Origin of the sequence: Staphylococcus croceilyticus (genome assembly GCF_002902575.1) — a bacterium.
Classification (GTDB): domain Bacteria; phylum Bacillota; class Bacilli; order Staphylococcales; family Staphylococcaceae; genus Staphylococcus; species Staphylococcus croceilyticus.
The window spans coordinates 18,570-30,792 of the sequence record NZ_PPRD01000047.1 but is presented as its reverse complement, the minus strand read 5'-3'; the positions used below and the strand labels follow the sequence as shown (position 1 = coordinate 30,792).

Annotated in this window: 10 protein-coding genes; 4 read left to right on the top strand and 6 right to left on the bottom strand. The window is 34.3% G+C overall.

Going from position 1 to position 12,223, the window contains the following annotated elements:
- Positions 1–184: 184 nt before the first annotated feature.
- Both CD128_RS06900 and CD128_RS06895 read right to left on the bottom strand, forming a co-directional pair.
- Positions 185–1,402 carry an AraC family transcriptional regulator gene (locus CD128_RS06900; RefSeq protein ID WP_103329286.1) on the bottom strand — a complete coding sequence of 406 codons (1,218 nt, stop codon included), beginning with the start codon at positions 1,400–1,402 and terminating at the stop codon, positions 185–187.
- 131 nt (positions 1,403–1,533) lie between these two features.
- On the bottom strand, positions 1,534–3,318 hold the full coding sequence (locus CD128_RS06895) for a cation:proton antiporter (protein WP_103329285.1): 1,785 nt from the start codon (positions 3,316–3,318) through the stop codon (positions 1,534–1,536).
- 236 nt (positions 3,319–3,554) lie between these two features.
- Here CD128_RS06895 and CD128_RS06890 point away from each other — a divergent pair, with 236 nt between their 5' ends.
- Positions 3,555–4,622 carry a YkvI family membrane protein gene (locus tag CD128_RS06890; protein WP_103329284.1) on the top strand — a complete coding sequence of 356 codons (1,068 nt, stop codon included), beginning with the start codon at positions 3,555–3,557 and terminating at the stop codon, positions 4,620–4,622.
- Between the two features lie 57 nt (positions 4,623–4,679).
- Here CD128_RS06890 and CD128_RS06885 read toward each other — a convergent pair whose 3' ends face one another.
- Positions 4,680–5,114 (bottom strand): MarR family winged helix-turn-helix transcriptional regulator, encoded by a 435-nt coding sequence (locus CD128_RS06885; protein WP_103329283.1) that lies wholly within the window; start codon positions 5,112–5,114, stop codon positions 4,680–4,682.
- A gap of 390 nt (positions 5,115–5,504) precedes the next feature.
- Here CD128_RS06885 and aldA point away from each other — a divergent pair, with 390 nt between their 5' ends.
- Positions 5,505–6,932 carry an aldehyde dehydrogenase gene (gene aldA, locus CD128_RS06880; protein WP_103329282.1) on the top strand — a complete coding sequence of 476 codons (1,428 nt, stop codon included), beginning with the start codon at positions 5,505–5,507 and terminating at the stop codon, positions 6,930–6,932.
- Positions 6,933–6,991: 59 nt separating this feature from the next.
- Here aldA and CD128_RS06875 read toward each other — a convergent pair whose 3' ends face one another.
- Entirely contained in the window at positions 6,992–7,915 is a 924-nt protein-coding gene (locus tag CD128_RS06875; RefSeq protein ID WP_415239156.1) for a metal ABC transporter solute-binding protein, Zn/Mn family, read from the bottom strand.
- Positions 7,916–8,133: 218 nt separating this feature from the next.
- Here CD128_RS06875 and CD128_RS06870 point away from each other — a divergent pair, with 218 nt between their 5' ends.
- Positions 8,134–8,415, top strand: coding sequence for a GNAT family N-acetyltransferase (locus CD128_RS06870; protein ID WP_103329281.1), 282 nt, complete (start codon positions 8,134–8,136; stop codon positions 8,413–8,415).
- Between the two features lie 295 nt (positions 8,416–8,710).
- A complete protein-coding gene (locus CD128_RS06865; RefSeq protein WP_103329280.1) occupies positions 8,711–9,517 on the top strand; it encodes a VOC family protein in 807 nt (268 codons plus the stop codon).
- Between the two features lie 40 nt (positions 9,518–9,557).
- On the opposite strand, the gene CD128_RS06860 is transcribed toward CD128_RS06865, so the two are convergent.
- A complete protein-coding gene (locus CD128_RS06860; protein ID WP_103329279.1) occupies positions 9,558–10,466 on the bottom strand; it encodes a phosphate/phosphite/phosphonate ABC transporter substrate-binding protein in 909 nt (302 codons plus the stop codon).
- 145 nt (positions 10,467–10,611) lie between these two features.
- Positions 10,612–12,105, bottom strand: a complete 1,494-nt coding sequence (locus CD128_RS06855; RefSeq protein ID WP_103329278.1) for an aldehyde dehydrogenase family protein — start codon at positions 12,103–12,105, stop codon at positions 10,612–10,614.
- Between the last annotated feature and the right edge of the window lie 118 nt (positions 12,106–12,223).

The window sequence follows — 12,223 nt, the reverse complement described above, 5'->3', positions numbered from 1 at the left end:
GCATTGCGTTGTCAGCGTTCTCTTAAAAATATTGACAAAATATGTCAAATTAAAATAATTCTTAATTATTCATTGTAAAGTGTATAAAGTTACCTTTCAGTCTGGTATTTTTTAATTTAATTGTTTTTTCTTTAATTTTTTTTACTTTTTTGAGTTTTTAATTTAATATTTTTAGTAAATCTAACTACAACACACCTTTTTTTTTCAATTTTCTATACTTCTTAGGTGATACGCCATAATATTGTTTAAAGCAAGTTGTATAATAACTTTGATCTTTAAATCCTACATAATGTGCAATATATTCAAAGTTCATATCTGTATTAGCAACTAAATCTTCACTTTTCTTAATCCGTAATTGCTTTAAATATTGTGAAATAGTTTCACCCACCTCTTTTTTGAATAAGCGAGATAAGTATGTGGGTGTTAAATTAACAGCTGCAGCCAAGTCTTCTAGATGAACCTCATAACTTAAATGAAGTTCAAGGTATTGAATTGCTTTATTAATTTTTGAACTATATTTAAGTGTTTGTGCATACATTGAAGCATTCGCATATTCAGTAATTAATTCACGCGTTAACTTAAATATACCTTCAACACTTTTCTCACCATCAATTAAAAAAGCATATTTAGTAGATAAAGCATCTACAGTTAATAAGTTAACACCGCTTCGTTCAATCACTTTTCGACATAAAGTATTCATTAAATAAGCTAAATATTTTTTAGTGACTAAGACGTCTTTTCCCCTCTCAATTCCAGAAATAATCGCAAATGTTTGTTGGAAAAGTGACAATGCTTTTTCTGAATTACCATTAGCGACTTCATTTAAGAATTGATTTTCTAATTTATAACGTTCTTCCAATTGATTTAATGTGAAATTAAATTCGTTTATACTCTCACTAAATGATTCTTGCTTGATATGGAAATTAAATTCAATAGGCTGAATCGTTTCATAATTCGCTTTACCTTTTAAAAATTTCACAGCTAAGCGCGCTGTTTTTTCTACTTGTATTTGTTGACACAAAGGTATAGATAAAATGTATTGCTTAAAATCATCTAATCTATCTAGCCCCATATTTCTTTCTTGTAATAACTCATGACATTCACTTTCACTAGGTCTTGTGATCAAAAATGGTCCAATAACAATTAATTGGTTATGTTTATTAAACTTGAACAATAAGTAATTTACATTGAAACTATTTGTATATTTATAAATATACTTACTTTTCATGTTTTTAATTAAATAGCTCAACTCACTTTTAAACGATTGACTCCTCGTGTTAGTAAAAGGTGTTTGAAGACATCTTCCAATACTTCTCACATCATAAATATGAAAATTTCTAACTTGTAGATTAAAGAATTCTAATGCATGGGCTTTGATTATTTCTAATTTCTCTTTATCCATAAATACACCTCTCCATCATTATAAAACGCTTTCATAAGTTAAATAAATGATAAAAGACAATTTTTCAACTTTCATATCTAACCTTATAAAAAAGCCTGAAGCATCAAAATGATGTTCAGGCATTTGTTATATTATTCATAAACGTCTCTTAAGATACCATATGTTCCACTGTCTTGCTCTGGTAATGGCTTACTACTCTTATTAAAAGAAACGACTTTATCGTCATCAATGTGATAAATAATCATGTCGTTATCTGTAATATTGTCATATTCTTCTGCATGTATTTCCACAATATTTTTATTCACAATGGTATTATCGAACCATCTTGGGCTATGATTTTCATCAAATAAAATATGGTTGCGTAATGGACCATTAAGATTATTTCTAGCTTGTTCGTCGGTAAATGACACAGGCATCATACTAACGTTATTCAAACCAAACTCTGGTACTAATTCATTAAAAGCTAAACTGTTAAAAATAAATGATTTCGTCATGAGTAAACACTTATTATAACGAATTAAATCAGCGTAGATACGATCGCTACTTGAAAGTAAGTTACCTTTAAAGATTTCAAAGCCGTATTCTTCTGCCTTCGTTGATGTGTTCTCAAATAAGTTGAAGACCATGACTGGAATGTCATGTTCACGAAGTTTACTACCTAAATGGAAAGAGAATTCACTCTCTCCTACGATAATCACCCCTGGTGGTTCTGTACTTGCTAAGCCGAGTAATTTACTGATTGGTGTGAAGCTAAAGCCATAAATCACCACGGTAATAAATACTAATCCGAATGTCACTGGTGTAATATAGCTTGCCATTTTGACGTGGTCACTCATAAATAAGCCACCAAAGAATTGGGCTACGGTTAGAACGACGATGCCTCGTGGTGCCATCATCGCAACAAGTGCACGTTCCTTTTTCGTGATTTCAGTACCAATGGTTGATAATAGCACCGCAATGGGACGTACAATAATAATCATTACTATCGCGAAGACAAGTAATTGCCATGATAGGACATCCATAAGTACAGATGATGTTAATGATGAAGTAATCAAAATAAACACGGTTGATACTAATATGGATGAAGCATTTTCAACGAAATGATCTGACTCTTTGAAAATTAAGTCGTGACGTTTATAGCGTGCCATCATTAAACCAAAGATAGTCACGGCTAATAGGCCTGATTCTTGTAAGATTTGGTCACATATACTAAATACCAACAAAATGAAGACAAGCTGAATAGATGGCATTAAGTTTTGTGGAATCATATCGCGTTGGATAAACCAATTGAATATGAATGATGCGCCAAATCCGATTACAGCTGTGATGACTATTTTCAAGATAAATAGAAAAATAACTTGTAAACCGAAACCTTGTTCAATGATTTGGTAAATATAGAATGCAGTTAAAGCTAAAATTGGACCAATAGGATCTAAAATAATACTTTCCCAACGTAAGATAGAATCCACGCTCTTACGCACTTTCGCCTGTTTAAGCAATGGTTGAATCACTGTTGGACCGGTGATTAAGAAGAGTCCACCCATGACGACAGATACGGATAATGGGAAATCTAAAATCTTGTTTAAGGCAATCGCACCTAGAACCCATGAAATGACAGCGCCTATTGTAATAATACGAATGACTGCTTTAGAAATACCTTTTAATTCACGGAAATCTAAGTTACTACTACCTTCAAATAAAATAATTGCTACTGCTAATGAAACAATAGGACTAAATACTTCTCCCCCTAGCGTATGATGGGGGTTTGCTAAACCTAGTATGGGTCCTACTAATAATCCTACAATCGACATAACGACGATTGAAGGCCATTTGATACGTGTCGCTAACCATTGACTAAAGATACCTAGCGCTAAAAATAGCACAATGATGAGCATGACAGGTAAATCAAAAGACATACCTACACCTTCCTCAATTAATAAATTCATTTCCTAATTTTTATTTAATACTGTGTTATACTATCAAACTTTCTTTAAGACTGCATTACTATTGTATTTCACTTCTTTATGTGACTTTTGTGTAAAGACAGTGTGCGTTTCATGTAAACTTTAGTATTTATTTTTCTGTAAATTTTCGTTAAAATATATAATTGTTTTTTATTAATATTTTTAAAGTTTGAAAGGATTTTTCAGAAGTGCAGTATTTTAAAGAGGCGATTGTCGTCGCGTTTGCGTTTGTAGGTGTTGTCGTGGGTGCTGGTTTCGCGACTGGACAAGAGGTTTTTCAATTTTTCACAAGTAATGGTAGCAATAGTATTCTAGGAATTCTTATTACGGGTATTATCGTGACGTTAGGTGGTATCTTTGTTTTACAAACAGGCTATCAGATCAAGTCGCATAACCATTCTGAATCAATACGGTATTATTTACCTTCTTGGATAGCGCGTTTATTTGATATTATTCTTACTATTTTTCTATTTTCATTAGCGATGATTATGACGGCTGGCGGTGCATCGACTATACAGGAAAGCTTTGGCTTACCTTTTTGGATAAGTTCCCTATTGTTAGTACTTCTTATTCTAGTAACATTATTTTTAAATTTCGACCGTTTAATTGCTGTGTTAGGCGTGGTGACGCCTTTCTTAGTTATTGTAGTGACAATCATTGCTATTTATTACTTTATGACGGGACATTTAAACTTCACAGCTGCTAACAATTACGCTGAACATCGTCACGGGTTATCGCTTGGTTGGTGGTTTGATGGTTTAAATTATGCCAGTCTACAAATTGCGGCTGCGTTTAGTTTTTTAAGTGTCATGGGTGGTCGTTTGAAACACCGTCAATCGGCGCTTTGGGGCGGTTTATTAGGGGGCATCATCATTACGTTCTTATTATTGATGATTAATTTAGGCTTGATCACTGAGTTTGAGCACATTCAGTCTGTCGCACTTCCTACCCTATTACTTGCGCGTCAAATTTCTCCATTATTAGGTATAATAATGTCGATTATTATGATTTTGGTAATTTACAATACGGTCGTTGGGTTAATGTATGCCTTCGCTTCCCGTTTTACGGAGCCCTTTTCCAAAGGTTATTTCGTGCTCATTATCGCTATGGCTGTCGTCACGTTTATATGTACGTTTATCGGTTTCATTTCTTTAATCGGAAAAGTCTTCCCAATCATGGGCTTGTTCGGCTTCATCCTCCTCATTCCAATTATGTATCGAGGCTTAATTCAATTAATATCTTTAAATCATCAATAAGACGAAAGGTTCTCACAGATACGTTACAAGTATCCATGAGAACCTTTTATGTTATGGCTATACTTCAGCTGATTGATTACTTAATTTTCTACATGCATGTTGGAGCGTAATCAATTCTTCTTCTGTTAATTCTGAGAAAGCATGTGTCAGTGTCGTAGCATGTTGAGGAAAGATCTTCGCCATGAATTGTTGTCCTTTATCAGTCAAAGTTGCATGATAGACACGTTGATCATTCGGATCTTTATCACGCGTAATCCAGCCTTTCTCTTCAAGTTGACTTACCACATAAGAAATACTGCTGCTAGCGATGAGTACTCTCTCTCTGATGCGTTGAATGGGTTGTGGGCCTTTGTTATAAAGCAATTCCAAGACGGCAAATTCTGTGACGTTTAGTCCGTAATTTTGAACATCTTGTTTAACTACTTTCTCTAATGCATCCAATGCCTTATGTAGTCCTATAAATGCTTTTAATGAAGCATTTGTGCGGTCCATTTCCTCACCTCACATTCTAGAATTTCATTTCGATTTGGAGATAAATTATACACTTTCTGTGGTTCATCGTCAATTTGAATGTTTTTGTCAATTATTGGTGCATAATTATGTGCCATTTCTTACTTTCTATTCTTATCATTTCGTGGCGTATTTTGCTATTGAAAATGAAGTTTCGAATAGCTAGTCAAGAAGTAATAGCTTCTACTCCATACCACTTGATATTGGGCAGTAGCTGACTGAATTGAAACGCGCTTGTCTCAAGCTTTTTCAATTCTAGTCATCCTTGCCGGGGCGAAACTACGAAATCTATTTATAAATTAGATTTCTGTTCCGCTCCCAAAAGAATAAAACAAACGATTTCGGGGAATACTATGGTTGGAGGTGTCTTAAATGACCAATCAACTATTTATTAATAATGAATTTGTAGAGAGTAAGTCAAATGAGACGATGGATGTGATTAATCCTGCGACGGGTGAAAAAATTGATACAATTACATTTGCGACAGAAGAAGAAGTGAATGAAGCGATTGAGAAATCGAAACATGCGCAACGTGAATGGGAGCGCGTGCCTGCGCCTACACGTGCAGAGCACGTAAAATTATTGATTCCTTTATTGGAACAAAATAAGGATGAATTAGCGAAGTTATATGTCGAAGAGCAAGGTAAGACGCTTGCACAAGCTGAGGGAGAAATTGATAAAGCGGTACAGTTCATCGACTACATGACGAGCTTAAGTATGAGCAATAAAGGCGAAGTATTACAAAATAGTGTAGCGAATGAAACGATACAATTAACGAAGAAACCAATTGGTGTTACGGCAGGCATTGTGCCATGGAACGCTCCAATTATGGTCTTAATGCGTAAAGTCATTCCGGCAGTAGTGACTGGTTGTTCTGTAGTTATTAAACCAAGTGAAGAAACGACATTATTAACATTAAAAATAGCGGAATTATTCCGTGCATCAACCATTCCAGCTGGCTTAATTCAAATCGTGCCTGGTACTGGTGACACTGTAGGTACGCAACTTGCGACACATAAGGATATTCAATTAATATCATTAACAGGTAGTATGGCTGCTGGTAAAGCCGTTTATAAAAATGCCGCTGATACTGTGAAGAAAGTGAATCTTGAGTTAGGCGGTAATGCGCCAGTCTTAGTGACACCACATGCTGACTTAGATAAAGCAGTGGAATATATCGTAACAGCGCGTATTAATAATGCAGGTCAAGTCTGTACATGTCCTGAACGTATCTTCGTTCATAAAGATGTACATGATGACTTCGTTGCTAAAGCTAAAGAACGCATGAGTCAACTTCAAGTGGGTGATCCATTTGATGACAATACAGATTACGGTGCGATTATTAATCAGAAACAATTAGATAGCATTGATGAGAAAGTGCAAGAAGCAGTTAAAAATGGCGCTAACCTTGTGTTAGGTGGACATAAAATGGAACGTGCTGGTTTCTTCTATGAACCTACAATTATTGATAATGTGAAAACTAGTGATAGTGCATTTAAAGAAGAAATCTTTGGACCTGTGCTTGCTGTAACGACTTATAATGACTTTGATGAAGTGATTGATGCAGCAAATGATACTAATGCTGGTTTATCTTCATACATCTTCTCTGAGAATTTAAAAGAAGTGATGGAAGCAACAGAGCGACTTAAATTCGGTGAAGTGTATGCGAACTGTGAAGCGGAAGAAGTTGTGAATGGTTATCATGCTGGCTGGAGAGAATCTGGTTTGGGTGGTGCCGATGGTATTCATGGCTTTGAGGAATACTATAATACAACAGTAAGTTATATTAGATGGTCTTAATTATATAAGATAACCCCCTTATTCCATGGTTTAGGATAAAGGGGTTATTTATTGATCCATTACTGATTTAATGCTTTATCAAGAGCTTTGATATTTTTCTTCATAATAGATTGAAATGTTAATGAATCGTCATCAGCTTGTTCTTTGGTTAGGACGGATAAGTTGTTGAAACTTACTGGTTTAGCTTTAGTTTCATCGCGAATGACATCTGTGATTTTAGACGTAATGTTTTGTTCATATAAGATATATGGTTGATGCGTTTGCTCAATTTGTTTAATCATCGCAAGAATATCTTTCTGACTCGGCTCTTCATTATTCATACCACTAACGCCTTCTTGTTCAAAGTGATAGCGATGCGCTAAATAGCCTAATGAATCATGAGAAATCACTACTTTATCGCGTTTAGAGTGTGTCGTAATTTGTGTTAATTCTTTATCCAACTGTGTTAAATCTTGATTTAACTTTTGAAAATTATGTTCATAATACGCTTTATGTGATGGATCTCGTTTCACTAAATCATCTTTAATCTTCTTAGAGAATTTTTTATCTAAAACTGGATCTAGCCATATGTGAGGATCATGCCCCGCTTCAGCATGGTGATGTTCGTGTTCATCATGGTCATCGTCTTCTGTTAATAAGTCTTTATGACTAAGTCCATCTGCCACTGCTAATTTCATATCGTCATTGTTCATGGATTTCGTAATCTTCGCTGCAACTGGATCTAAATCATCGCTTGAATAAATAAACAAATCACTTTTAGCAATATTAATCATATCGCGCTGACTTGGTTCATACGTATGTGTGTCTGCACCTGGAGGATAAATCGTATCCACGTTGACGTATTTACCGCCAATTTGTTGCGTAAAGCTTTTGAATGCGAATACAGTCGTATAGATGTCGATTTTATTTTTGGTTGTAACTTTCTCTTTTGTATGCGTACTGTGTATCGTGCTACAAGCTGATAAAGCAATACTTAAGCACATAATGAGGATCAGTACGGACGCCCTTTTCAAAAACAACTAAATCCCTCCAAAACGTAATAATTTCGTTCTCAACTATATCGGTTCTGTTTAAAAAAAGCAATATCTCTGTTTATAACAATTTGTATAATCTTTATATTCTAAAATTTATTTATCGAATGTTTTGTTTTTCTGAAAAAGTGATACATATTACTATGACTTTATTAAAGGAGTGACGTAACATGGCTGAAGAAATTAAACAAGGTAATAATAAGTTTTACGTTGGTGAAGATGAAAATAATCCTCAAGCAGTAATTACTTACAAACAAGCTGATAATAATGAAATCGACATTGACCATACTGGCGTGTCTGATGAATTAGGTGGCCAAGGTTTAGGCACTAAATTAGTAGATGCAGTGGTTCAACATGCGCGTGAAAACAACTTAAAAATCATCGCATCTTGCCCATTTGCGAAAGACGTATTAGAAAAAAATGAAGATTATCAAGACGTGTACTTCGGATAATTAATAATTGCGAAAGTTAAGTGGAGGCTGGGACAAATAAATGTCTCAGCCTTTGTTAATGTTTGATAGTAGCTGCCTGATTTGAAATTGTGCTTAAATCAAGCTTTTTTCAAACCTAGCCATCCTTACTAGAGGAAGACGAGGAAACCTTTTTTAAATAATGCTTTCTGTCTTCCTCCCTTTTTATGCCCAGAAACAATTATCTTGCGCGTTTATTATTTATGGAGTATATTTATTATACTTAATATAAATAATAGATAAGCATGATTAATTTCATCTTAGGAGGCACGTTACTATGACTTCATTCCACACAACTGAAGCAACACAAGTTACAAATATTACTTTAAATGTTCAAGATTTAAAAAAAATGACTGATTTTTATTCCAATATATTAGGATTCTCAATAAAAGAACAAAATGACCAATCTGTTACGTTGAACGTTGGCGCACATGGCCATACGTTAACTTTGCATTTATTAGAAAATGGTCGTCGCCCAGGGTTTAGAGAAGCTGGCTTATTTCACATCGCTTATCTTTTACCAAGTCGCACAGATTTAGCGAACTTCCTTTTCCATATGAGCCGTATGAACATTCCTGTCGGCGGTGGCGATCATTTAGTGAGTGAGGCACTATATTTTAATGACTCAGAAGGCAATGGTATTGAGGTGTATCAAGATCGCTCTACTGACACTTGGCAATGGTCTGATGGTTTCGTGAAAATGGATACCCTAGAAGTAAATGCCGATGATTTAATTGCACAACGTTCAGAAGAAGGTTGGCAAGGTTGGCCTGCAGATGGCAAAATTGGACATTTACATCTTAAAACACATGATTTAGATCAAGCGCGTGAATTTTATATTAACCAAATTGGTTTAGAACACATTTCTCAATACCCACAAGCATTATTTATGTCTACACAAAAATATCACCATCATATCGCAGCAAACATTTGGCAATCTAATCAAGTACGCTTAGACAATAAACGCACTTATGGCTTAGCTCACTTTGATATCTACAAACCAAATATAGAAGAAACACATCTTACATCACCAGAAGGCTTCGCCATCACACTTCACAGTGATACAAGCGTAGTTCCTGGATAAATATTAAAACAGGATAGTCCGACGACTACCCTGTTTTTTATTATTCTTCTATCATTTTTCTATATTCCCTAACTGTATCAAAATCACTATCTTTTGCTTTTTCATAACCTTGGTGGCCATAAATGTCATTAATCACTTTTTTACCTTTTGATGTCTTACTTATATTAATAAATGCTGTACTAATTTTCTCTTTCCATTTATCACTCATATCACTTCGAACCGAAATTGTATCATTTGGAATTTTTTTAGTGTGATAAATTACTTTAGTGTCTTTATAAATGTTAGGATAATCCTTTTTTAAATCTGCACGTGCATCTTGATATGTCGCTACAGCATCTACATCTTTATTTAATAAGGCGATGAGTGCTTGATCATGCCCTTTAATTTGCGTTGCTTTAACATCACTTTGTTTAATGCCTTGTTGTTTTAAACTAGCGAGAGGATAAATATAACCAGAAGTAGATTGACTATCTTGCAGTCCTATTTTTTTATCTTTTAAATCTTTTAAACTATGAATATTGCTATTTTTATTTACAACAATTTGAGAACGATAATAATCTACTAATTGATTCGTTTTATTACCTTTATTATCTACAAGATAACCTTTTGATTTGAGTAAAACATCTGCAGCATGCTTCTCATGAGCTAACGTATAAGAGACTGGCGATATAAAGGCCACATCTACTTTGTTCGAACTTAACGCTTCAACTATAGCGTTATAGTTAGTAGCTACGTGAACTTTTACTGGAATGTTTAACTCCTCAGATAATAATTGTTGCAATGGCTTTACTTTAGCATCTATAGTTTGCACATTTTGAGAGGGTACAAATTCTACATTCAACTCTTTTGGTTTATATGCTTGTGACTTTCCTGCTTTAGATTGAGAACAGCCACCCATACAAATTAATAATAAAAATAATAAGACAATCAGTATTTTTGAAATTTTCATATGTTTTCCTTTTTTAAAATTTAATTTAATACATTTTTATTGTAGTATACCCTTATTTTCCAAATATTTGATACTCCCAATATTTTAATTCAAAAATAAAAAACAGGACGCTTGGAACGCCCTGTTTAATGAAACTCTATCTATTTTAGTATAAACCTTTTGTTTGGTTGCTAGTATCGATAAAGATGTTTTTAACTTGTTGATAGTTTTTAATTGCATCTTTATAAACTTCACGGCCGATACCTGATTTTTTATATCCACCAAATGGTGCACCGGCTGGAATTTGGTTATAAGTGTTAACCCAAATACGACCAGTTCTCATTGCTTTTGCAACATTTAAAGCACGGTTGATATTTGTAGTAAAGATACCACCTGCTAAACCATATTCTGAGTCATTAGCAATTTTAACCGCTTCTTCTTCATCTTCGAATTTTTCAACTACTACCACTGGACCAAAGATTTCTTCTTGAGCCAATTGATGACTATTGTCTTTAAGTTCAATAATTGTTGGTTCGAAGAAATAACCTTTATCTAAGCCGTTGTCTGTGATTCTATGACCACCAGTTAAGATATTCGCACTGCTATCTTCTTCAGCAATTTTAATATAGCTTTCGATTTTTTCTAATTGTTCTGGACCAGTTTGGGCACTCATTTTTACATCTTCGTCAAATGGGTCGCCAACTTTAATATTTTCAAATGCTTCTTTTAACTTAGGCATAACTGTATCATAAATTGAAGATTGTACTAATAAACGAGAACCTGCACTACATACTTCGCCTTGGTTGAATAAGATACCTAATTGAACGCCTTCAACCACTTGATCTAAGTTTGCATCGTCAAAGATGATATTCGCACTTTTACCACCAAGTTCTAAAGTAGTTGGCACGATGCGTTCTGCACCTGCTTTAGCAACACCATAACCTACGTCAGTTGAACCAGTGAATGATAATTTATCTACACCTTCATGATTAAAGATCGCGTCACCTGATTCTGAACCTTTACCAGTTACGATATTTACAACACCTTTAGGTAAAACATCTTGGAAAATTTTTGCAAGCTCAATTAAGCTTAATGGTGTTGATGATGAAGGTTGAATGACGATTGTATTACCTGCAGCTAACGCTGGACCTAATTTCCATGATGCTAATAAGAATGGGAAGTTCCAAGCTACTACTGCACCAACTACACCAACTGGTTCATTAACAACTAAACTCATTGTGTTTTCATCAAGTTCATTAACTGTACCTTCATCAGTAGTTAATACGCTTGCGAAATATTTATATTGATTTGCAGCTTGAGGGATATCAATTGTTGATGTTTCACGATAAGGTTTACCATTTTGTAATGATTCGATTGTTGCAAAATGTTCAGCTTTTTCATGAATTCGACGACTGATTTCTAATAAATAATCTGCACGTTCTTCTTTAGAAATCTTGCTCCAACTATCAAAAGCATCATGTGCTGCTTGTACTGCCTTATCTACATCGGCCTTATTTGCTTTAGCGACTTCTGCTAAATCTTCACTATTAGCAGGGTTTGTCACTGTTAATGTTTCTCCACTTTCACTTGGTTGAAATTCTCCGTTAATAAATAAATCATATTTCTCATCAATAAAATCTCTAACATTAACTTTAGCCATGTTTCATCATCCTTTTTAAAGTATTTAAAACGTGATGCGAAAAGTTTAATATATGAATCTTACCAGAAATGTAAGCGTTTACTAATTTCTAGTATTATTTTACTTTATCTGGTTGAAA

Coding starts and splice junctions, on each gene's coding strand:
- CD128_RS06885 (WP_103329283.1), bottom strand. CDS start 5,114: ATGGACCGCACAAATGCTTCATTAAAAGCATTTATAGGACTACATAAG.
- CD128_RS06855 (WP_103329278.1), bottom strand. CDS start 12,105: ATGGCTAAAGTTAATGTTAGAGATTTTATTGATGAGAAATATGATTTA.
- CD128_RS06865 (WP_103329280.1), top strand. CDS start 8,711: ATGACTTCATTCCACACAACTGAAGCAACACAAGTTACAAATATTACT.
- CD128_RS06875 (WP_415239156.1), bottom strand. CDS start 7,915: ATGTGCTTAAGTATTGCTTTATCAGCTTGTAGCACGATACACAGTACG.
- CD128_RS06895 (WP_103329285.1), bottom strand. CDS start 3,318: ATGTCTTTTGATTTACCTGTCATGCTCATCATTGTGCTATTTTTAGCG.
- CD128_RS06860 (WP_103329279.1), bottom strand. CDS start 10,466: ATGAAAATTTCAAAAATACTGATTGTCTTATTATTTTTATTATTAATT.
- CD128_RS06900 (WP_103329286.1), bottom strand. CDS start 1,402: ATGGATAAAGAGAAATTAGAAATAATCAAAGCCCATGCATTAGAATTC.
- CD128_RS06870 (WP_103329281.1), top strand. CDS start 8,134: ATGGCTGAAGAAATTAAACAAGGTAATAATAAGTTTTACGTTGGTGAA.
- aldA (WP_103329282.1), top strand. CDS start 5,505: ATGACCAATCAACTATTTATTAATAATGAATTTGTAGAGAGTAAGTCA.